Consider the following 23,407-nt stretch of genomic DNA (forward strand, 5'->3'; position numbering starts at 1 on the left):
TTTTCTAAAGGCGACTTGGGTGAGTGGGTGAACGTCAAAGCAATTGGCATTGAAAGAAAAACAGCCGCACGTTTACAATGACGTCCTGTCATCGGGAGGGGAATTGAGCACTTCACGCAAACCTAAACGCAAACGCTGAGGGAAGCCAACACCCCGACTTTAGATGGGCGGGGCCAATGACACCCTGGCATGGATGCCGTTATGAGAACTCGTTCGTTGTGGTTCATCATGGCAATTCCGGTGATTATGGGGTTGGCCCCCTGCATCATCGGATGCTCTCTCTGGATGACGGGGTCAAAAACTCCCGTGCTCGGTGAAACAGCCGAGGTCAAAACCCCGCGACTGGTGGGGGACCTTGCTGTTCCCTACGGGCTGCATTCGATCGTCGTGGAGGCGATCGGTCTGGTGACCGGTCTCAATGGAACCGGGAGCGATCCCTTACCGTCGCCTGAGAGACAGTTTTTGCTGGCAGAAATGCAACGCCGCGGCGTGCAAAATCCCAACACGGTGCTGGCTTCCAAGAATACATCGCTCGTTTTGGTTCGGGGTTACCTCCGGCCGGGGATCCAAAAAGGGGACGTGTTCGACGTCGAAGTCCGGGTGCCTTCGCGTAGCGAGACCACCAGTCTTCGCGGAGGGTTTCTACTCGAAGTTCCTCTCCGAGAAATGATGATTCTTCGCGGAGCTGTTCGGGAGGGCCACATCCTGGCCAAGGCGTCCGGGCCTGTGCTTGTGGATCCCTCCGCCGATCCCGAGAAGGATCCGGTTTATGCGACGCGCGGACGGATTCTGGGTGGCGGCGTGGCTGAACGCTCGCGGACTCTCGGGCTGCTGCTGAAGCCCGAACACCACTCGGTGGCCAATGCAGCCCGGATTGAAAGTGCCATCAACCGCCGTTTTTATATCGTGCAGCGGGGGCTTCAGGAAGGTGTGGCCAGGGCAAAGACGAACGAATATGTGGAGCTGAAACTTCATCCGCGATATAAGAATAACATTCCTCGATATGTGGCGGTTGTCCGGGCGATTCCCTTGCGTGACAACGAACAAATTCGCCTTCAGCGATTGCGGGAGCTTGAGTCCGAGTTGCTCAATCCGGCCACCGCATCACAGGCAGCGCTGGAACTGGAGGCACTGGGGGGACCTGCGGTCGATGTTCTCAAAAAGGGCCTCACCGCCTCGTCGCCGGTTGTACGATTCCACGCAGCGGAAGCACTTGCTTACCTGGACTGTCCGGAAGCAGCGCCTGTTTTGGGGCAGATCGCACGGGATGAACCCGCGTTTCGGGTGTACGCCCTTGCCGCTCTGAGCGCACTCAACGATTTGGAATCGGTGGAGATCCTCCGTGAACTGCTTAAATCTCCCAGTGCGGAAACCCGTTACGGCGCTTTCCGGGCGCTTGTCGAGTTGAATCCCAACGACGCGGCCGTCGCTGGCGAGAAACTGGGAGATCAATTCTGGTATCATGTTGTGCGGACGGAAGGGCCGCCGATGGTCCATGTGACGAAGAATCGCCGGGCTGAGGTGGTCCTTTTTGGGGACAACATTCGTCTGAAAGGACCATTTGCGGTGGAGGCGGGCAACCGCATCATGGTCACCAGCCAGGAACCCGGAAAGGTTACCGTTTCCCGATTTGCCGTCAATGAAGCGGATCAGAAACGATTTGTTAGCGATAGCCTGGACGAAATCATTCGGGCTGTCGTGGAATTGGGGGGCACGTACCCCGACGTCGTCCAGATGCTTCAGGAAGCCCGTGTGGCAGGAGCCTTGGAGGCACGCTTCGAAGTGGACGCTGTGCCGGAAGCAGGACGACGGTATGAAGAAAAAAATGCTCCCAACGAGTCGGACGTTGCCCCCAGCACGGTCGCCGACCATGACGTGAGTGATGACGATTCTGGTGGCACAGGTGGTTAAAACGGCGGAAGAGACGGCAATACAAAAAAGCTATTGTTGGCCAAGGGTGAGGTGGTTCTGAGAGAAGTCGAAAAGCGACCATCGACCAACGGGTGGAGTCGGACTGACGGCTCAAGCGGTGACAAGCCAAGACGTGGAGATTGTGGCGAAAATGTCAAAAGAGGTCGGAACTAGACTGAACTACGCAGGGAGGCCAATCCGATACATTCTCACGAGACCCTACAATCGATACTTTCGGTAAGCTTGGATGCGATCGGATCGGCATCCCTATCGCCGAGGAATAGTTCACGGCCCACCGGGATCGGGAGGACACGGAGGTCAACATGGCAACACGGATACACCCAACAGCGGTGATCAGCCCGCTGGCTGCGATCGGCTGCGACGTGGAAATAGGTCCTTTTTGCGTCGTGGAGGAAGACACCCAAATCGGCGACGGTTGCCGACTGGAGGCGCGGGTTACAATCAAGAAAGGCACCGTCCTCGGCGATAACAACTGGATCTTCGAAGGTGCGGTTCTCGGCGGGATCCCGCAGCATGTTCACATTCCGGAGCGGCCGGGTAAGGTGATTATTGGCTCCGGCAATGTGATTCGCGAGAATGTCACGATTCACCGCGCGCTCGACGAAGAAGATGCAACTTTGGTGGGCGATAATAATCTCCTTATGGTCAACGTCCATATCGCCCACGATTGTCGCATCGGTAACAACACCATTTTCGCCAACAACGTCATGCTCGCTGGACACGTTACCGTGGGCGATCGGGCCTACGTTTCCGGCGCGGTGGCCGTCCACCAGTTTTGTCGCATCGGCTCGTTCGCCATGGTTGGCGGACAGGCCCATATCAACAAAGATGTGCCTCCCTATGTCACGGTGGACGGTTTGAGCAGCTACGTTGTGGGGCTCAATCAGATTGGCCTTCGACGGGCGGGGTTCTCCACGGAGGCCATCGAGGAGCTAAAACGAGCCTATCGCGTTATCTATCGAAGTGGGCTACTCTGGAACGACATCCTGGAACAGTTGCGGATCAACTTTTCCACCGGTCCGGCTGCCCTCTTCTATCAATTCCTGGCGACGACCACCCGGGGGATCATTCCCGAGCGGCGGACGCCCACGGGGGCAACCCTGAAGTTGCACAGGGCGGACGATCAGGCCGATGAAGACGAAGGCCAGCGGCGAATCCGGGTGACAGGCTGATTGCTGTAAACTGCCGGCACGGAGTTGACGCACCCACGGCGGAGCCCGAGCCTGCTTCATTCAGCCCAATTCTGTTAGCCTCTCAACTCCGCGTGGCCCATCGGTTCGTAGACCGGACCCGTCGGAAGGAGTTCACTCGAGAAGATCACCAGTTGATCGACGGTGGTGGGACCGAATTCCACGTCCTGGTACTCGCGGAGCATGGCGACCAGGTGTTCCACTGCCCGCCCACTCTTGCGGACGCGTCCCAGAGTGAGATGGGCATGAAACTTTCTACCTTCGCGGGGGAAACCGATTGCACTCAGAGCAGACTCGACCCGCTCATTGAGGGCCTCCATCTCCGCGGCACCGAGATCCACCCCAAGCCAGATGACCCGCGGCCGTTCCAGTGATGGAAATGCACCCACGCCCCTAATTTCCACGGTGAACGGCTCCACGGTGGCCACGCACTCTTCCACGGCCCGGCACACGTGATAGACATCCCGGTAGTCCACGTCACCCAAAAACTTGATCGTCAAATGCATGTTTTCGGGGGCGACCCACGTCACGTCTGCTCCCGATTGTCGAAGCTGCTTGATCAACTTCGACGCGCGGCTGCGGACTCCCTCGTCCACTTCCACTGCAATGAAGGTCCGAACTTTGCTCTTCATTGACGTTGTGCCCTCCTCGCTTGACGCCGTAGGCCTCTCCAAAACGGTAAAATTTCACCTCATGCGGCTTTCCAAAAGCTCTATTTTCACTCCACCCTCACCGTGCAAATGCTCGGCGGTTTGCCTTAGTTACTCCATTTGAGGTGGAACATACTTCAATAGCGGTACCGAGAAGCCTCCCGGTAGGCAAATCTGCCCTCAGACCCGATAGAAAAACCAGCGGCCTTTGTTGTCCCATTTTTTGTATTTTACGCATTATCTTCAGATTTCGAATACAACTCAGTCAATCAGCGGCGTCACGGCCTGCTTGACACTTTCGCACAGTTCCATCGCTTCCTCTTCGCGCGGGGCTTCAGCGATGATCCGGATGATTGGCTCGGTATTACTGGGCCGGATAAGCACCCACCGATTGGGGAAGTCGATTCGGAGCCCGTCCATACGGTCTGTCCGGCCGTCGCGAAACCGGCGTGTCACCGCCTGATAAGCCGCCTCCAGTTTCTCGGGGGGAAAGCTCATTTTTGTCTTGACGATAGCGTACCTTGGTAACTGAGCGACCAGGTCTGCGACAGTGCATCCTTCCTCCGCCATCGCATCGAGGACGCACGCCATCCCTACAAAACTATCTCGAATGAGAACCACGCGGGGGTCAATCGGGCCTCCGTTTCCTTCACCGCCGAAAACGGCATCGTGGGCCAGCATTGCGTCCACAACGTTGGCCTCGCCCACCGGGGATCGAAAGAAGGGCACACCATACTTGGCTGCGATATCCTGATTCATGCGACTGCTGGCGCAGTTGGTAACGACGGGGCCTTTACGTGACTTCAAGCGGTGGTGAAGACACAGGGCCAGCGTGTATTCTTCGCCGATGTAGCGCCCTGATCCGTCGATGATCGCCAGCCGGTCCGCGTCGGGGTCTTGACAGAATCCGACGTCAGCCTGGCACTCACGTACGACCTGGCAAATGCCGACAAGGTTTTCCGCGAGCGGCTCCGGTGGGTGCTCAAAGGCACCGTTGGGAATTTCGCCCCTCGGAACAACCTCGCAGCCGAGTTCTTTCAGGAGAGCCAGGCCAAGCTGGCTGCCCGCCCCGTGATTGGAGTCCAGTACCACTCGGAATCGCCTCCGCGATATCTTTTCCACGTCGACGGTACTGAGAATCGCATTGAGATGGGGGCTGATCGTGTCCGGACATGTTTCGACGCTGCCAATTCGATTGAACCGCACCCAATCGAATTTTCCGCTCCGGAAACGTTCCAGCACCTCCTTGCCCGCCCGATCTGGAATCACGCGGCCTTCCGGGCTGAGAAGCTTAAGACCGTTATATTCGGCTGGGTTATGGCTCGCTGTGATCTGAATGGCACCTGCAGCCCGATAGTGCTGCACCAGGACACCAACTGTCGGTGTTGCGGCGATGCCCACGTCCAGAACGCTCCTCCCGGCAGCGGTGAGCCCGGCAATGACGGCGGCATGAAGCATTTTTCCACTTGGCCGGCCGTCTCGTGAAACCAGAATCATCCCCGGAGGAGCGGAAGCTGCCCAGGCCGCCGCGAATTTCAGAGCGACCTCTGGCGTTAAAGATTCTCCCACGACTCCGCGGACTCCGGAAACACTCACGATAAGCTCACTCACGGGAGCCTCCCCTCCAAAAGACCGGTGAATTCACCATGCAAACACCCATCCCGAACTCGCTTCGGCCACCAGCCAACTTGTTCCCCGGCCTGGTTCCACTTAAAATGCGGTGAGTGGCCTGGGGACAAAAGCAGGGCCTATGCAAGACGCTGTAGACTCATGTTATACGAAAAAAGGTGGATGGTTGTACAGTTCAGAAAACTTGGCTGGGGAGGTCAAAAAAAGTCCGACCGATACGTTGATTTTAAGGCCGCGACCAAACATCAACCAGTTACATCGAGCTAATGCCTCAAGAGTGGTAATTCGGATCGAAAAGAAGGGGCACTGGAACGGTCTCACAGGGAGGGATTGCGCGTCCGGACAGGCGGGAGCGATGTGCGATTGAAGGAGCACGGCCAGGGGAGGAGTTAACGATTTCTCGCGAGTGAAGATCGGTACCGGTGCGTTCGCCAGTAGGTGCGTTAATCCAGGGGGCATCGTGAGGTCTTCAGCAACTCTGGCGGGGGCAGCAATTAAAATGGATTGCGTAATTTAAGCCAAACCAGCATAACGTTGTAAAAAGGATCGCGGACGATGGCTTGCAATATTAGGTTGTTCCGTCGCGGGTTGGCTAACACTGCCCGGCAGCCATCGCTTCTTCTTGCCCCAAAAAGGCAGACCGGAATAAGTGGGGCTCTCAAACGGAAGCGATCTAAGCTCTTCGTCCAGGTTCCTCAGTCCAGCCGGCTTCGTGCGGTTGCCGGCCGAGAATGGAACATCTCGATTTGCTTCCTCGGATAAGTCTCACTGCGAGAGAGTTTTTGCTCGATCGGAGTAGGGGTGCCATTTCACCTCACGTGAGACCATAGTCTGAGGAAATGGCAAGACATACTGACTCAAGAAGGTAAACGTTGAGGTGGTCACCATGACGTTGGCGCAGGACGTCGTCCAGAAGTATTTGAGTCAACTTCAGCAGGCGTTATCGGAAGGAAAGATTTCTCAATCCGCGGCCAGTAACATCGAGCGATGGCTGGTGGAGCCACGATATGCCGAGTACGCCCCGCAGGTCGCTCAATTGATTGACGAGGGACAATGGAAACTGCTTGACGACGTATTCTGGCAGGTCATACCGTTTGGCACCGGGGGCCGGCGCGGGCGGATGTTCCCGGTTGGCTGCAATGCCATCAACGACCGCACAATTGGGGAAAGTGCCCAGGGGGTAGCGGACTACGTGAAGAGTGTTTTCGCCGGACAGCAACTGGCCTGTGCCATCGCGTATGACACGCGGCATCGTTCGCGACAGTTTGCCGAGCTTTGCGCGGGCGTCATGGCGGCCAGCGGCTACAAGGTTTATTTTCTGGACGGCTTCCGCAGCACGCCTGAACTTTCATTTGCCGTCCGTTACAAGGGCTGCCAGTGCGGCATCATGGTCACCGCGAGTCACAATCCCCCAAGTGACAACGCCGTGAAGGTCTATTGGTCCAGCGGCGGTCAGGTGCTGCCGCCGCACGACGAGCGGATGATCAAGGCGGTGATGGCTGTTCAGGACATCAAGAGAATGCCATTTGAGGAAGGAGTCCGCTCGGGCCAGATCGTTTGCTGTCAGGAGGAGGTTGATCGGGCATTTGTGGAGGCCATTCTTCGGCAAAGCCAGCCCGGGCCGCGCAACTTGCGAATCCTCTATTCGCCCTTGCATGGGGTGGGTGCCACGGCAGTGGTGCCGGCCCTTAAAGCGGCCGGTTTTGAGGATGTTCACATTTACGGTCCTCATGCCGAACCCAACGGTGACTTCCCGAATGTTCCGGATCACATCGCGAACCCGGAAAACAAGGCGGTCTTCGAGCCGTTGATTGCCGAGGCTGTTAAAATCGGCGCGGACATCGCTCTGGCCACGGATCCCGATTGCGACCGGCTCGGATGCGCGGTTCCAATTCACCCAGATCGTGAATCGCCGTGGACGACGCTCACCGGAAACCAGATCGGTGCCCTTCTCACCGATTACGTCATTCGCAAAGCACAGGAACAGGGGCGACTCAGTGCGCGTCACTATGTCGTGGAAACACTCGTCACGACGCGACTGATCGGAAGGATTGCGCGGAAGTTTGGGGTGCGGGTCATAGACGACCTCATGGTGGGTTTTAAGTGGATTGGGGCGACCATCGATTACGAAGGGCCGGAATACTTCTTACTCGGCGCGGAGGAGTCGTATGGTTTTCTCATCGGCGACCATGCTCGGGACAAGGACGGGGCTGTCGCCGCCATGGTGCTGTGTGAGCTCGCCGCGGAGCTGAAAGCCAGCGAAAAAACGCTTGCCATGCGACTCGATGAGTTGTTTACCACTTATGGGTTGCACGAGGAGACGGCTTTTTCCATCGCCCTCCCGGGCCAGGAGGGGATGCAGAGAATGTTCGAACTGATGAACCGGTTCCGTACCGATCCGCCGAAGTCTCTAGGGGGGAAAACCGTGGCTCGGGTACGGGATCTCAATCAGCCGCTCGGGCAATATGAAGATGAAATGGAACTGGCGATGGCGGCCGCACGCCGGGGCAACGTGGTTGTTCTCGAGCTTGACCAGCATGGTCATCAGTATGTCGCGGTGAGGCCCTCCGGCACCGAACCCAAGTGCAAGTTTTACATTTTCAGTTACATCCCACCGGAGGACCTGACAGACCTCGCGAAAGACAAGATCACGTTGCGCCAGCAACTGGACGCCATTGCCGGTGATCTCCGATCTTACGCCACACGCTGAGATCGCGTGGGGGCGAGGCCCCTGTCCAGCACCACGCGGCACTGCGAAACCATTCCTTGGTGAAAGACGACCATCAGTTACCGAGGGATTGAAGCGGGGCTGGGATGCGCCCTCCGAATTGAATGAACCGGGCAGAAGCGCCCGCGTTACGGACCTCGATGACCGGCGCCGCCCCAAACAAGCCGCCAAAGTCCACCCAATCACCAGCCTTTGCTCCCGGCACCGGAATGAGGCGGCACGCAGTGGTCTTGTCGTTGATGACTCCGATGGCCATCTCGTCGGCAATCAGAGCAGAAATCGTCTCTGGTGGGGTGTCACCCGGGATGGCTACCATGTCCAGACCCACTGAACACACCGACGTCATGGCCTCGAGTTTTTCCAGGACGAGAGACCCCGAGCGCACCGCTTCCGCGAGGGCCGCATCTTCACTGACCGGGATAAACGCGCCACTCAGGCCCCCTACTGAGCTGGAAGCGAAGAGCCCGCCTTTCTTGACGGCGTCATTGAGCATCGCCACAGCCGCGGTCGAACCAGGAGCACCAATGCGATCGATGCCCAGCGTCCTGATGATCTCGCCCACACTGTCACCCACCATGGGAGTCGGCGCGAGTGAAAGGTCCACGATTCCAAAGGCCACGCCGAGTTCTGCCGCCACTTCACGGCCGATGAGTTCCCCTACCCGGGTGACGCGGAAGCTCGTGATTTTGATCTCCTCTGCCAGGTCGCCCAGCGTGACTTTGTCTCCCCGTTCCAGCCTGCGTTTGAGGGCGCTTCCCACAACCCCGGGGCCCGAGACGCCAATATTCACCGTGGCTTCTGGTTCCCCTGAACCCAAATAAGCACCGGCCATAAAAGGATTATCTTCCGGAATATTCGCAAATACGACCAGTTTGGCGCAACCGAAGCCCTTTCGGTCGGCGGTGAGCTCGGCCGTTCGTACGATGATCCGGCCCATTTCTCGCACGGCATCCATATTGATACCGGCTTTACGCGAGGCCACGTTGACCGAGGCGCACACTTTTTGGGTGGAGGCGAGAACTTCGGGAAGACTATCGAGGACCACCTGGTCGCCCGACGAGATTCCCTTGTGCACCAGGGCCGTGTATCCTCCCACAAAGTCCACGCCGCAGGCGGCGGCCGCCGCATCAAGGGTTCTGGCCACTTGTAGCGCGGCTCCTTTCCCATGACCCGCCAGGAGCGTGGAAACCGGTGAAATGGCAAGACGCTTATTGACCACCGGGATTCCATACTTGGCCCCCACGCGGTCGCATATGTCTACCAGTCGGGATGCCCGGGCCGTGATCTTTTCTTTGAGTTTGCGGCACATGTGATCAACATTGGGAGCCGCGCAGTCTTCCACGTTTAAAGCCAGAGTGACCGCCCGGACGTCAAGATGCTCCGCGTGAAGCATCCGTATGGTGGATAGGATTTCGTCAGTCCGCAACATGGAAGTTCGTTCCCCAGGCCCTGGACAATCGTTGAGAATCGTCGTCAACAAGGGAGGGGAACCCAGGACAAGCCCCGGGCTCCCCTCGATTGAGTACACTCTTTTGCTCTGTCTTTAATATGCAGTTTCAGAATGCCTTTGTGAAGCCAGGCATCGCGACGGGGTACCGCCCGTTTTCATCCGGCTGAACAGGAGCGGGATCATCCAGGCTGGTCCACTTTTCCAGATCCGGTGCCAGGACGAGATTGGAATTGAGGGCCTGCTCCCAGGTCACCTCCTGACCCGATTCCACTGCCATCCGCCCCATGATTGCCGTGAGGCAGGACTTGGCACAGCGTTCCGTCTCGTTGTAAGGTTTGTCGTTTCGAATGGCGTCGAAGAGCAGGTCGAGTTCCCGCTGGTAGTGATTGCAGGGTGGCCCTTCGTATTTCCAGATTTCATTGTCTGCCGTTCGCAGATGACCTTTATAAAGCCGCGGATCAGGAATTCCCTCGCCGAGCACGGCTGACCCGCTGGCCCCATGGATCACGTCTCCGAAGAAGCCCCAGCAATTGGCCATGTGCCGTCCCTGGGCAAACATCCGCGTACCGTCTTTGAAGGTGTACTCGGCAGCATAGTGGTCGAAGAGTTGGTCTGGCTCTGTCCGCACCTGACGTCCTCCCTGACCCTGACAGGAGACTGGCCAATCTCCTTTGACCCAGCAGCATACGTCAATATTATGGATGAGCCAGTCCACCAGAAAGCTTCCGTTGAGCCAGGTGAAGCAACTGTAATTGCGAATCTGATGGGCCAGTTCGCTTTCGCCGGGCTGTTTCGGCCGGAATCCCACCGGGCCATGCATCCGGTACGCCCAGGCGGTGACCACTGTGCCGATGGCTCCATCGTGAATCTTTTCGATGATCTGTTCCAGCGGCAGATAGTGCCGGCTCATCAGACCGCCTGCAATTTTCAGATTCTTTTGATCGGCAAGCTTACCCGCTGCAAGCACCCGCCGAATTCCAGGGGCATCCACAGCGAATGATTTTTCCATGAATACATGTCGGCCCTGCTGAACCGCGTATTCCAGGTGGATCGGTCGAAACGCAGGCGGCGTGGCCAGCAGGACCACGTCTCCCGGATTGAGGGCGTCGATGGCTTTTTTATATGCGTCAAATCCCAGAAACTGCCGCTCCGGAGGAACATCGACTTTGTCGGCAAAACTCTGTTTGAGGTTGTTCAGGCTGGCCTTGAGGCGGTCCTCAAACACGTCTGCCATGGCAATTAGTTTGACCGGACCGGGGGTCGAGAGGGCGTTGGCAGCGGCCCCAGTTCCTCGCCCTCCACATCCTACCAGGGCCACCTGAATGAGGTGACTTTCCCCTGCGTGCACCATCCGGGCGAGGGATCCGGTTGTCAGGAGCGCCGAGGCGAGCGCCGAAGTCTTCAAGAAGGTTCGTCGGTCGGGACCACTGGTGTGGCACTGCGTGATGTTGGGGGCGCGAGTACTCATGAATGGTATCCTTTCTGACGCAGACAACAAAAAACGGGAGACGGCACGTCCAAGCGAATCCACAGAATGTTTGGCATTCTGAGAATACTTATTCAGCCGGTGCGCGTCAACGCGCCGAGATTTTGACTTGATTTTTGTCGTGACCAACTGGAAAATACTTGGTGAGTTGGTGGCGTTCACCGGTGCTTGCAAATGAACAGTGAATTTCGACCACGTGGACTGATCTGGGTAACTTTGCTGCTGTATTTGGGCAGCACCGGTCTCGTATTTGAACACGCCGCATCGGTGACCACGGCTCTCCCCATTTGCGTAACGAGGCTGCTTGAAAAAGATCATTTGCTTTTTGAATGTCAGGAGTCGTGTGGTTCTGGCGAGAAAAACTCGGGACGTGCGTGGCAACGGGCCGTGGCCGCGGTAGGTCAAAAGCAGTTTGCTGATCGAGATGGGGTAGATCGCGCTCATTGTTCCTGTACATGTGGCGTGTGTGTGGTGGCCACATGCCTCTATACTCCCGCGGCGGCTGCAGCAGTGAGCTTTCCCCTTGAAATCCACTGGGCTCATCTCGTCTTGAGGGAGCGACGCACTGATATTCGAGCCGAAGAGCTTCTGCGGCCTCCACGGTCTCTTTTCTGAATGGACGCCGTGAGAGGGGACTACTCTGCGAGCGTCTTGATCGTCCGGTCAATGCACCTTCATTCTGCGCCGGAATGCTCTTACCCTGTGGACATCGCTGATGTCAGCGTGGTGGCGGCTCGGCCCCATAGTCTGAATTAATCGGCACTGCCCACGAGCGCTTACCCAGTCACCACGTAGTCGGCTTGAGAATGGCGAAGGCGGCATGCAGTGCCGTAGTAGTTCGCGTTCCTTTCGGTAGCCAGGCGGTGATTCCTGGCCAAGCACGGCGTGAGGCAACTCCATTTTCAACTTGAAATACCGCTCATAGCTGCCCCTTTGGTGATACTCAAAACATATCGGCGTAAATTCGTACCAAGCTGATAGGGAAACATTCTGTGACCGAGAAAGCGATGCCATCGGACTCATCGGGGACTACGGTTCGACGATGGGCTTCCCGAGTGATGCGGGTGGCACTTCATTTGCTCGTACTGGGAGGCCTTGCCGTCCTCGGAATCTGGGGCCATGAGACGGGATGGCAATTTCAAATTCAATCAGCACAACCACAGCAGCCCAACGTCACGCGATATGCAGAGACCTCGCGGCTTAAGGTGCACTGGGTGCCTCGCGACGTTTTGGCTGCGAAATACTGCGCAACTCATGCCCTGTATTTGTGTCCCTGTCCGGGCCAGGAAAAGAGTTCGCATGATCTGCACACCCACGCTCAAGGTCAGCCCGCGCCAGGTCATCCGGACCCTTTCCAGACGAACGCACACGGAGCCGACGCTGACCCGCCCGCGTGGGTGGGAGCTATTCTGGAGCTTGAGTCCCCTGGCCAGTTGGAGGGACGCACCATTTCGACGGAAATAGTCACGGCCCAGCCGTTTCGCGAAGTGGTGCACGGCTACGGACGACTATCCTTTTTTCCCGCCGATGAGGCGGAGCTGAGGACGCCCCTGTTCGGGACAGTGTGGCAACGACGAAAGAACCCGTATGAGTGGGTCAACGCAGGGGAGGTCATCGCGCTGATTGATTCCCCGGAATTGGTTCGATTGAAGGGGGAGTATCTCCAGGCCTGGATCGAGCACAAAACAGCCAAACAAAAGGCGGAGAGCCTGGCGCAGGCACCTGTTTCGCATCAGGAAAAGCAATTAGCGGCAGCGGAGTTGACGGAAGCGAACCTCCGGCTCCGGGCGGCCGCGGAAACCCTCATCAGTTACGGTTTCCCGCGTCCCGATCCTTTGCCCGACACGGAAGACTGGACCCAGGTCCGCGAAGGCCTGTGTTCGCTGGGTTTGGAAGATTGCGGGCGAGAGCTGGGTGACAGTCCTCCGGCCTCTTTGCTGCCGCTGCGGGCCCCATTTTCTGGTATTCTGGTCGAATTTCCCGTGACTGTGGGGCAAGTGGTTGAACAAAACGCGCTGGTGTGTCGTTTGGTGAACCCGGCACGGCTGCTGCTTGTGCTTTCCTTACCAGGAGAGGACGCTGTTCGTGTTCGTCCAGGCCAAAGGGCGGTCGTGCATACCGAGGGGTCACAAAAACCAGAAGAAGGCTCCGTCGTCTGGATAGAGCCTGTGGACAATCCTGACAAAGCTAAGGTCTCTGTCCATCTCGAGGTGAAAAACCAGCAAAAAATCTTTAAGGCGGGTGCCTGGGGAGAAGCGGAGATCCTCGTCGGCGAGGCGAGTCAGGTTCTGTGTGTGCCAAAAGAGGCTCTCCATCGCGATGGGGCAGCGTGGTGTGTGTTTGTGGTCGACCACAGCTCCGGGGAACCGCCAGGAGGAAAACGTTTTCAGGCTCGCATGGTTCGGGTGGGCAAGTCGTGGGGAGATCGCTGGCCAATCGTCGCCGGGATTCTGCCAGGGGAACGCGTGGTTGTGCAGGGAAGTGACGTGCTCTGGAATGAGCTACGCCACATGCTAACTTCCCGGTCTCAGCAGGATGGAGAAGGTCGCGAACGCCTGGCAACCGGCGAGACGGACTGAAGCGAGAGGCGGGAAGCATGAAACTCCAGCACAGTACGTCCGATTCAATGGGAACCGAACGTGATCAAAAAGCGCGGGTGCGTCAGGCACACCGAAGGCGGACGATCCCGGCAATTCTGAGCTTTGCAGGACTCTTTATCCTGGGACTGACGATTTCAGCAGTGCTGCTCCGAAGCGGCATCGGCCCCCACGTAATCCGGCAACTCCAGATCGTGGTGACCCGCATAAGTCACGAAAGGAGTGACGTGGACCATGCACACGGGGGATGGTGCGCAGAGCACCACGTTCCAGAAGAACTCTGTCTGGGGTGTTCACCTCACCTTTGGCCGAAGCCGCGCTTCGAGGGACCATGGTGTGCGAAACATCGTGTTCCTGAGTGTCCCCTCTGCCATCCTGAGGTCTCTGAACTGTCCACCACTTCGGATGTTTTGCCGGTAGACTTTGAGAGGGCCTCTCGGGAGTCAGATAGTCCGATCAACCCTGACTGTACCCTTCATCGTCGTCTAGTTCAGATTGCCTCTGCAGACGTGTTGATGCGATTGGGTGTGGAGGTCGCGCCGGTAACCCGAGGCACGCTGCGAGAGGCCATCGAGGCCCAAGGACGCGTGGAACTCGGTTTCGGAAGCGCAGTGTGTATTAGCGCACCTTTTTCAGGTATAGTTCGCCACATCACCCGGCAGGAGGGAGATTCTGTGAGAAGAGGTGACCCCCTCCTCGAGCTGGAAGCCCCTGAGTTGGCTAACTGGCGCGGCGATGGGCGGAAGGCTGCTCAACTGGTGCAATTGCGGCGTGCTCAGATGGAACGATTCACGTCGCTCAAGGGACTCACGATTTCAGCGCGCACAGTGGATGAAGCCATCGCGCAATGGGAGCAGGCGTGTTTGACGCAGTGGATCATTCAGGAAAAACTCAACTGGGTTTCCAGGACTGCCGCTCAACCCGAGGATGATCCATCCCGTACCACGCAGCTTGGGGTTGGCCCGAGGCCGATGTCGGCTTCTTCTCAGTTTCTTCCCCCAAGCGAACATTCATCGGGCGGAGATCCATTGCTGTCGCTTCATTCGCCGTTGGACGGTCGGGTGTTGTCATGCTTTGTGGGCCCGGGGCAGCATGTCGTTGCGGGGCAGCCCTTGATGACCGTGGGTGATCCAAACCAGCTCATGCTCACCGTGTGGATTCGTCCGGAAGATGTCTCCCGGGTTCGCCCAGGCCAGCAGGTCATTTTCCAGCACAGTGGTCATGTTACACCGGACAGGGGTGAGGTTGTCGCAGTGAGTCCTTTAATCGACGAGCGCACCCGCTTGGTGGCCGTGTGGACAACGCTGGATCCAGCCGAAAAGGAGAATCACGTGGGAACAGCAGGTCGGGCGGAAATTCTCATTGCCGAAGAGCGGGACGTCATCATGGTGCCGGAATCGGCCATCCACTGGGAGGGTGACTGTTTTGTCGTGTTTGTTCGCGACCTAGATTTCGACCAATTGCCTTACAAAGTCTTCCATGTCCGCAAGGTTCGCATTGGAAGAAAAACTTGGCACGGGGGGCAGGAAATGAGGGAAATCCTCGCGGGGCTGCTGCCGGGCGAAGTTGTTGCCACCACTCGTAGCTTTGTGCTGCGGGGGGCGCTCTTGGAAGAGCGACTGGGGGCCGGTTGCGCCGAGCACAACGACTGATTCCGGGGACAAACGGATCACCGGGACGCGCCAGGAGCGGAGATTGACAAGGTAGAATCACATGCTTGAGCGGCTCATAACATGGTGCCTGCAAAACCGTTTTCTTGTGGTACTGGCCGGAGTTGTGATCGCCGGTGTGGGCAGCTTTTCGCTGCTCCATTTGGACGTCGATGCCTTTCCCGACACAACCCCAGTTCAGGTTCAGGTGAACACGGTGGCTCCCGCCCTTGGCCCCGAAGAGGTGGAACGTCAAATCACAATCCCGCTGGAGCAGGTATTTGCCGGTCTTCCGCAGTTGCAGCTCCTGCGATCAATCTCCAAGTTCGGCCTTTCCCAAATTGTGCTCACTTTTCGGGACGGAACAGACATGAAGTGGGCACGCCAGATGGTCGCCGAGCGGTTGACCATGGTTGAGCTTCCCGAGGGAATCGAGCGTCCCACGCTGGGGCCGATCTCCACCGGATTGGGAGAGATCTTCCATTATGTGGTCACCCTTAAGAATTGGGATCCGGCAAATGCCACGCCGGATGAGCGAGTCCAAAAACTCACGTACCTGCGGACACTCCAGGACTGGGTGATCAAACCCAAGCTGCTGGCGGTTCCCGGCGTGACTGAAGTTAACTCCTGGGGAGGATATAAGAAGCAATACGAAGTCCGCCCTGATCCCCAGAAACTTCTTCATTTCAATGTCACACTGGAGGACGTCATTCGAGCCCTCGAAGCCAACAATCAGAATGTTGGAGCCGGCGTCGTCCGCCAGTACGGGGAGAGCGTCTTGGTCCAGGGCATAGGCCGGATTACAAACGAAGAACAACTCCGGCAGATTGGCGTGATTTCTCGAGATGGCGTGCCCGTTCGTATTGGCGATATCGCCGAGGTCACAGTCGGTTACGAAATTCGCCGCGGAGCGGTTACGGCGAATGGTAAGGGAGAGGCTGTCCTCGGCCTGTGTTTCATGCTGATGGGAGAAAACAGCCACGAAGTGTGCGCTGCCATTCGGAAACGGCTGGAGGAGATAAAGGCCATTTTGCCCCCGGACGTCGATGTCCACACTGTTTACGACCGTACGGAATTAGTCAATTACGTCCTCGAAACTGTGCGGAAAAACGCGTTTGAGGGCGCTCTGCTGGTAATTGCCGTGCTGTTCCTTTTTCTGGGCAATCTCCGGGCGGCCGCTATCGTGGCTCTGGCCATCCCCCTTTCCATGCTGGTTGCGTTTACAGGAATGCTTAAATTCGGAATCGCGATCAGTCTTCTCAGCCTGGGAGCGATCGACTTCGGCATGGTGGTGGACAGTTCCGTGGTGATGGTGGAAAACTGCGTCCGCCATGTCGCCAAGGGCGATCTCGGGCGTGGGTCGATGGTGGATCTCGTTCGGCAGGCTGCCATTGAAGTCCGGAAACCCACGCTGTTTGGCGAGATGATCATCATGATCGTTTATCTTCCGATTCTTGCTCTCGAGGGGATAGAAGGAAAAATGTTCCGCCCCATGGCTCTGACGGTCATATTTTGTTTGTTTGGAGCCCTCGTGCTGTCTCTGACGTTGATGCCCGTGTTGGCGAGCATCGTGCTCCCGCACCGCATCCAGCATCGAGAGCCGCTGGCGATCCGCTTGGTGAAGCTTGTCTATAGGCCTTTTCTCAGCTTTTCCACCCATTATCCGGGCGTGGTGTTGGCCATCGCGATTCCGTTTGTGGTTTTCGTGCTGGCTGGAATCGGCCCACGACTGGGCAGCGAGTTTTTGCCGAAGTTGTCCGAAGGGTCTTTTACCATCAATGTGGTGCGGTTGACTGGCACAAGCCTGGAAGACTCCATTTCGCTCAACACACGTATGGAAAAAATGCTTCTTGAGACATTCCCCGACGAGATCAGGGAGGTCTGGAGCCGCATCGGAACAGCCGAAGTTGCAACCGATCCCATGGGCATTGAACTGACGGATATCTACGTGATGTTGCGACCACGTACGCAATGGAAAAAAGCCCGTACCCAAGACGAATTGCGTCAAAAAATCGAAGAAGTGCTGCGCGTCATCCCCGGTCAGCGATTGGCGTTTTCTCAGCCTATTGAGCTCCGCATGAATGAACTCATCCACGGAGTGCGGAGCGACCTGGGGATCAAAATTTTTGGGGACGACTACGACATACTTCTGGAAAAGGCGGCTCAGATAGAAACCATTCTCAAACAGATCCCGGGCAGCGCGGATGTGGCCACGGAACAGGTAACGGGCCAACCTGCTCTGGAACTTTCCGTCAGACAGGATGAAATTGCGAGGTATGGTCTTTCGGGTGAGGCTGTGTTGCGATCCGTACAGGCGTTGAGCGGGTACAAGGTCGGAACAGTGGTGGAGGGCGACTATCGCTTCCCGCTGGTTGTGGCCTTTCATCCCTCATACCGCGAACACCCAGATAAGCTTTCCCAACTGATCCTGAAAACGCCCGCTGGCCACAGCATTCCCCTTGCACGCCTGGTGGAAATTCATCGCCGGGAAACCCCGGCCACAATCACGCGTGAATGGGGACAGCGTCGCGTCACGGTAACGTGCAATATCCGTGGGCGAGACATGGGAAGTTTTGTGGCAGAGGCACGCCGTCGCATTAACGAGGAGGTGTTACCGACATTACCTTCAGCAAGGTACTTCATCACGTTCGGGGGGCAATTCGAAAACTTCGAGCGGGCTTTCATGCGGCTGGCACTCGTTGTGCCGCTGGCACTGGGACTCGTGCTATTCCTTCTGTACCTGACGTATCACAACATTATTGACGTGCTCAGGGTGTTCACCGGGGTGCCGTTTGGCTGGGTGGGAGGTGTGCTGGCCCTGTGGTTTCGGGACATGCCCCTGTCGGTCTCGGCAGTGATCGGGTTCGTCGCTCTTTCCGGAATCGCCGTGCTGGACGACATGCTCCTCGTGAGCACGATTCGTCAGCTGCGTCAAAATGGGCTGAGCGTCTCACAGGCGGTGCAGGAAGCGGCCATCATCCGCTTGCGGCCCGTGCTCATGACGACTCTGGTGGCCAGTTTGGGCTTCCTGCCCATGGCGCTCAGTACTGGTCAAGGGGCGGAAGTCCAGCGGCCTCTGGCGACAGTCGTTATTGGGGGCGTTATTGGGGCGATGGTGATGTCACTGCTCGTGCTGCGGGCGCTTTATCTCGTGTTCGACGGCATAGCCCATGCAATCTTTCAGTTCTGCACGCGCGTCCTTGGAGTAAATCCGGAGGCAACTGCTCGTTGGTTGGGACTCGACGTGGAATTGTCAGCTCAGCAATCTCGTTTTGGGGCACCGCGGGAGGATGCACCGCAGGCAACTGATTCCCGGGCTCAGGACGCCGTCGCAGCCAGTGCTGGCAGGGGTTCCGATGTCCAGGATTTGGCCTAAAGCCCCACTCTGAGAGAGCTCAAATCGTGATCACGTCGCGCCTTTACCGACTTTATCGACGGCAAGATCAACAAAAAATGTCGAATGAGCCGAATAAACGTTATGGCTAGGTTTCTCCGATAAAGGCCAGGCCCGGAAAGATAGCCAAATGACCCGATTACAGCAAAGAACGGCGCATGGGTTTCTCTTGTTGGTTTCCTCCTGTTGTGGGGGCCTGCGGTTGCTCGCAAAGCTTTCTTTAATTTATCGCTTCGTAATTCTCTTGCCGCTGATGTGCATTGTGACGGTACAGTTTTGCTGCTCCGCTTGTTTTTCGCAGTCTGTGCAAAACTTCCAAGATTCTCAAGGTTTTGTAGTCGTTGCCGACCAAAAAAACGACGCTCAACCTGCGTCCGCTCAGGCGTTTACAGTTGCCGAGGCCCTCCGGCTGGCGGAAAAGAGCAGTCCTCAGTTAAGGGACGCCATTTGGGCCGTTTCTGTGGCTCGGGGGAAACTGCTGCAAAGCCGCCTGTATCCCAATCCGACCCTTTCCATAAGTGGCGAAGAGCTTGGTGATCCAGAAGGCCCGGGAATTTGGACCGCCCCGTTTGTGAGCCAGGAACTGGTAAGTCCGGGCAAGAGGAATCTGGACCAGGCCATCGCGCACTGCGAATTGGAGCGAAGCCGGTGCCTGGTGGCGGCCGAATGGAGGAAACTGGTAGCGGCCATCAGGCGGGCATACTGTGAAGTCCTTCTGGCGGAGAAACGGGCGCAGACATATCAGGAGTTGCTGGCTGTTGCCGAAGCCTCTTTGAAACAAAGCAGGGCTTTATTGGAATCGCGACAGGGCACCCGTTTGGAAGTCGTTCAGTTTGAGCTGCAGGTGGAACGGTTGCGTGCCCAGCAGGAAGCCGCCGAGCGCCAGATTCCTTTTCAGAGAGAAAAGCTCGCGGCTGCGATTGGATCGCCAGTACCCCCTCACGTTTCTCTTGAAGACGTGTTTTCGCTTCCTTTGCCCGAATATGATTGGAATTTACTCCTGCAGCAGGTTCTTGCCTCGCACCCAGAGGTTTCAGCAGCACAGTGGGAAGTGCAACGGGCGCGTTATTTGAGTGAACGGATGCGCAGGGAAAAATGGCCGAACGTCACCGTGGGAGCGGGTTATACCCGGCAGAACGAAACCCATGGAGACGACTGGACGCTGGGCATCAGCGTGCCCCTGCCGCTGTGGGATCGAAATCAGGGAAACATCCTGGCAGCCGATGCACAGATCAGCCAAGCGCTTGAGCGCGTACGACAGGTGCAAGAGGAGCTGCGCGACCAACTGGCCACGGCTTTTCGGGAATACTCGGCTGCCCGCAAGAGAGTCCAGCGGTATGAACAAGATATATTGCCTCGTGTGCGAGAGGCTGTGGAACTGGCGATGCAGGGATACACAGGGGGCGTTATGGAGTACCTGCGAGTCCTCGAAGCTCAGCGGTCCGAAATAGAAACAAGATTGGATTACCTGGCAAGCCTCGGGGACGCCTGGCAGGCCGCGGCACAGATATCGGGTATTGCAGGGGAAAAGGCCTGGCCAGGGACGCGCCACAACTCGTTAGCCGCTCAGGCCGAAACATCGGTGAAACGGTAGGTCTGATTGACTCCTTTTACCAGTTGCATCCTCCCGCATTTCCTCTGGTTCGGCTTGCTAGCACGCTCTCCGTGAGGCCGTTATAATGGGCGTCAGTTTGTCCTGGATCCAGCCTCCCACTTCACGGAGATAAGGGAATCGCCATGATATCACCGCAATTCTTGCTTTTGATTGGCTGCACCATTTCTGCCGCTTCTGCCGCGGATCCCGTCGCCCATCCCAACGTTGTCTACATCGTCACAGATGACCAGCGATATGATGCCATGAGTTGTGCGGGGCATCCGTTTCTGAAAACTCCTCACATGGACCGGCTGGCCTCTGAGGGGGCGAACTTTGTGAATGCTTTCGTGACCACCTCTCTGTGTTCACCCAGTCGCGCTTCTGCGATTTCAGGTTTGTATGCCCACACGCACGGCGTCATCAGTAACTTCACCGAGTTTCCCGACGATTTGCCCAGTTTGCCGAAACAACTCCAGGCGGCTGGTTACGAAACGGCTTACATCGGCAAGTGGCATATGGGGGAGGAAAACGATGCCCCGCGACCGGGATTCGACTACTGGGCCAGCCACAAAGGCCAGGGAAAATACTTTGATAATGAATTTAACATCAATGGTCAGCGGGTGATGTTGAAAGGGTATTACACGCAGCGCATTACAGAGCTTGCTGTCAACTGGCTGCGCCGTCCCCACGAAAAGCCCTTTCTCCTTATGATCGGACACAAAGCGCCTCATACGCCATTTACACCGGAGCCAAAATACGAACATCTTTTTGACGATATTGAAATCCACTACCCGGCCAGCGCCTTCGCGCTCGAGGGAAAACCGGAATGGGTCAAGGAACGGCTAATCACGTGGCACGGCATTTATGGACCGCTGTTTGGCTTCCGCGAGAAATTTCCGGATACGCGACCGGAAGGGGAAGCCGATTTTGCTCGGATGGCGCGCGCTTATTTCGCTACCATCAAGTCGGTGGATGACAGTCTGGGTGAGATTCTCAAAACTTTGGAGGAAACAGGCCAGCTCGACAGGACAATTGTTGTGTTTACCTCGGACAACGGTTTTTTACTGGGTGAATATGGCATGATGGACAAACGGACTATGCATGAGCCAAGTATTCGCGTACCGTTGTTGGTACGTTATCCGCCTATGATCAAACCAGGCACGGTGATCAAGGAGATGGTTCTGAACATTGATACAGCCCCCAGTCTTCTCGATCTGTGTGGTGCACCGCCGTTGCCAAAAACTCATGGACGCTCATGGCGACCCCTTTTGGAAGGAAAGACCGAAGGTTGGCGAAAGAGCTGGTACTACGAATATAACTACGAAAAACAATTTCCCTACACGCCTAATGTCCGCGGCGTTCGCACGGAACGCTGGAAATACGTCCATTATCCTACCGGTGATGGTAGTCCGGATAAACACAAAGCGGAGCTCTACGATTTGCTCAATGATCCGGAGGAACGGCATAATCTTATCGACGATCCCCGCTATCAGGGAGTGCTCGAAGAACTCAAGCGGGAATTGAAGCGGCTCCAGCTCGAAACAGATGCGATCCCGGACAGAATGCCTGTTGATGAGGGAATTAAAACCGAGTTGCCGGAGCAGTCGATCCGATAAACCGTCGTTTAATATCCTCCAGCCAATCACGACAAGCGGAATTTGGTATGTCGACAGTCCGGAGTTAATGCCAGAAAGGAACTTGTGTGAGCTTTTTTGGCCCAGGTTTGGGCCCGGGCCTGAAAGAAAAGGATGATCGGGGAAAGGGTTTTCACAATGCGCTTACAAAGGCGGTCATTTTGCAAAGTGATCGGCGGTTTGACGGCCACCATCGCCTTGCCCAGTGTTATTGCTCGTTCTGCTTTAAGCGAAGCCAGTCGGCCGGGAGCAAACGATCGGATTACCATCGGTGTTATTGGGACGGGGAACCGCTCCCGCCTGCTCATCGAACAGTTGCCGGAGCAGGGGCAGATTCTGGCTGTTTGCGATTGTTACCTGGAGCGGGCGGAACAGGTCAACGCCGAAAAAGGCGGAGGGCGATGGGCGGTCTATCAGGACCATCGGCAACTTCTCGATCGAAAGGATATTGACGCGGTTATCGTAGGAACGCCGGATCACACCCGCGTCCTGGTGTGCATTCATGCCTGCCAAGCAGGAAAGGACATCTACGCCGAAAAGCCACTCACGCTGTACATCCGCGAGGGACGCGTGCTTGTCAACGCCGTGCGGAAGTACGGTCGGGTTTTCCAGGTTGGAAGCCAGCAGCGCTCGATGGCAATGAATCGGATCGCGTGTGAGTTCATTCGCTCGGGAAAACTCGGCAAGATCCGCGTGGTCCAGGGATGCAACTATCCCGGACCACGGTTTTATCAAGGGCTACCGGAAGAGCCGATTCCTGACAAACTTGATTGGGATCAGTGGCTCGGCCAGGCACCGTACCGGCCCTACAACCGTCAACTCCATTTTGGTTGGATGGCCTGGTGGGATTATTCAGGCGGGGAGATGACCAATTGGGGTGCCCACGGCCTCGATCAAATCCAGTGGGCCCTTGGAAAAGACGACACAGGTCCGGTGGACATCCGTCCGCAGGGGGCTGCGAAAGATATGAATGCCCCCGTTCACATGAAATATGCAGACGGTACGCCCGTCCGACTGGAACTCGCGAACGGTCCGATGGGTGGTGCCATCTTTTCGGGCGAGTTCGGCAAGATTGAAATCAATCGAAATAAGTTTACTTGCAATCCCCCGGATCTCATCAAGGATCTGCCTCCCAAGGAGGAAATCGAGAAATGGCGAGATGAAGTCGCTCTGTGGCAGGCCAAATATCACATGGAAAACTGGATGGAGTGCATCCGGACGCGGGAGAAACCCGTAGCGGATGTGGAGATCGGGCATCGGTCGATCACAATTGCCCATCTTGCCAACATTGCCCGCTATCTGGGTCGTCGCCTCCAGTGGGATCCGGTTCGCGAAGTGTTTATTGGGGATGACGAAGCGAACAGCCTTGTGGAACGACCGCAGCGGCCGGGATACGAATTGCCGAAGGAGATCTGATCTTCCCCGTGAACTTGGCATTTTAGACGGGCGTAACACTAATAAAGCAACAACTGGA

General features: G+C 56.9%; 14 protein-coding genes. 10 read left to right on the forward strand and 4 right to left on the reverse strand.

Features of this window, described 5'->3' with window-relative positions:
• Nucleotides 1-201 precede the first annotated feature (201 nt).
• Nucleotides 202-1,911 carry a flagellar basal body P-ring protein FlgI gene (locus tag THTE_RS15095; RefSeq protein ID WP_168175871.1) on the forward strand — a complete coding sequence of 570 codons (1,710 nt, stop codon included), beginning with the start codon at nt 202-204 and terminating at the stop codon, nt 1,909-1,911.
• A gap of 323 nt (nt 1,912-2,234) precedes the next feature.
• The gene (gene lpxA, locus THTE_RS15100; RefSeq protein ID WP_095416214.1) at nt 2,235-3,104 is read left to right on the forward strand and encodes an acyl-ACP--UDP-N-acetylglucosamine O-acyltransferase; all 870 of its coding nucleotides are present in this window, start codon (nt 2,235-2,237) and stop codon (nt 3,102-3,104) included.
• Between the two features lie 74 nt (nt 3,105-3,178).
• On the opposite strand, the gene thpR is transcribed toward lpxA, so the two are convergent.
• Both thpR and glmM read right to left on the reverse strand, forming a co-directional pair.
• Complete coding sequence (gene thpR / locus THTE_RS15105; protein ID WP_095416215.1) at nt 3,179-3,754, reverse strand: RNA 2',3'-cyclic phosphodiesterase; 576 nt, start codon at nt 3,752-3,754, stop codon at nt 3,179-3,181.
• Between the two features lie 279 nt (nt 3,755-4,033).
• Complete coding sequence (gene glmM, locus THTE_RS15110; protein WP_095416216.1) at nt 4,034-5,383, reverse strand: phosphoglucosamine mutase; 1,350 nt, start codon at nt 5,381-5,383, stop codon at nt 4,034-4,036.
• Between the two features lie 904 nt (nt 5,384-6,287).
• Here glmM and THTE_RS15115 point away from each other — a divergent pair.
• Nucleotides 6,288-8,111 (forward strand): phospho-sugar mutase, encoded by a 1,824-nt coding sequence (locus THTE_RS15115; protein ID WP_095416217.1) that lies wholly within the window; start codon nt 6,288-6,290, stop codon nt 8,109-8,111.
• Between the two features lie 73 nt (nt 8,112-8,184).
• Here the strand turns inward: THTE_RS15115 and THTE_RS15120 are convergent, their stop codons facing one another.
• Nucleotides 8,185-9,558 carry a PFL family protein gene (locus tag THTE_RS15120; RefSeq protein WP_095416218.1) on the reverse strand — a complete coding sequence of 458 codons (1,374 nt, stop codon included), beginning with the start codon at nt 9,556-9,558 and terminating at the stop codon, nt 8,185-8,187.
• A 127-nt stretch (nt 9,559-9,685) separates the two neighbouring features.
• On the reverse strand, nt 9,686-11,047 hold the full coding sequence (locus tag THTE_RS15125; RefSeq protein ID WP_157732143.1) for a Gfo/Idh/MocA family protein: 1,362 nt from the start codon (nt 11,045-11,047) through the stop codon (nt 9,686-9,688).
• Nucleotides 11,048-11,239: 192 nt separating this feature from the next.
• Between THTE_RS15125 and THTE_RS18080 the strand changes: the two genes are divergently transcribed.
• The 7 genes from THTE_RS18080 (at nt 11,240) to THTE_RS15155 (ending at nt 23,349) form a co-directional block, all read left to right on the forward strand.
• A complete protein-coding gene (locus THTE_RS18080; protein WP_157732144.1) occupies nt 11,240-11,680 on the forward strand; it encodes a hypothetical protein in 441 nt (146 codons plus the stop codon).
• 377 nt (nt 11,681-12,057) lie between these two features.
• Nucleotides 12,058-13,644, forward strand: coding sequence for an efflux RND transporter periplasmic adaptor subunit (locus tag THTE_RS15130; protein ID WP_095416220.1), 1,587 nt, complete (start codon nt 12,058-12,060; stop codon nt 13,642-13,644).
• 17 nt (nt 13,645-13,661) lie between these two features.
• Nucleotides 13,662-15,314 carry an efflux RND transporter periplasmic adaptor subunit gene (locus THTE_RS15135; RefSeq protein WP_095416221.1) on the forward strand — a complete coding sequence of 551 codons (1,653 nt, stop codon included), beginning with the start codon at nt 13,662-13,664 and terminating at the stop codon, nt 15,312-15,314.
• A 61-nt stretch (nt 15,315-15,375) separates the two neighbouring features.
• Nucleotides 15,376-18,687 carry an efflux RND transporter permease subunit gene (locus THTE_RS15140; RefSeq protein WP_095416222.1) on the forward strand — a complete coding sequence of 1,104 codons (3,312 nt, stop codon included), beginning with the start codon at nt 15,376-15,378 and terminating at the stop codon, nt 18,685-18,687.
• 322 nt (nt 18,688-19,009) lie between these two features.
• Complete coding sequence (locus THTE_RS15145; protein WP_168175872.1) at nt 19,010-20,299, forward strand: TolC family protein; 1,290 nt, start codon at nt 19,010-19,012, stop codon at nt 20,297-20,299.
• A 143-nt stretch (nt 20,300-20,442) separates the two neighbouring features.
• Nucleotides 20,443-21,915 carry a sulfatase family protein gene (locus THTE_RS15150; RefSeq protein ID WP_095416224.1) on the forward strand — a complete coding sequence of 491 codons (1,473 nt, stop codon included), beginning with the start codon at nt 20,443-20,445 and terminating at the stop codon, nt 21,913-21,915.
• 156 nt (nt 21,916-22,071) lie between these two features.
• On the forward strand, nt 22,072-23,349 hold the full coding sequence (locus tag THTE_RS15155; RefSeq protein ID WP_157732145.1) for a Gfo/Idh/MocA family protein: 1,278 nt from the start codon (nt 22,072-22,074) through the stop codon (nt 23,347-23,349).
• Nucleotides 23,350-23,407: the final 58 nt, after the last annotated feature.

The sequence above is a fragment of the Thermogutta terrifontis genome (genome assembly GCF_002277955.1).
Lineage (GTDB): Bacteria > Planctomycetota > Planctomycetia > Pirellulales > Thermoguttaceae > Thermogutta > Thermogutta terrifontis.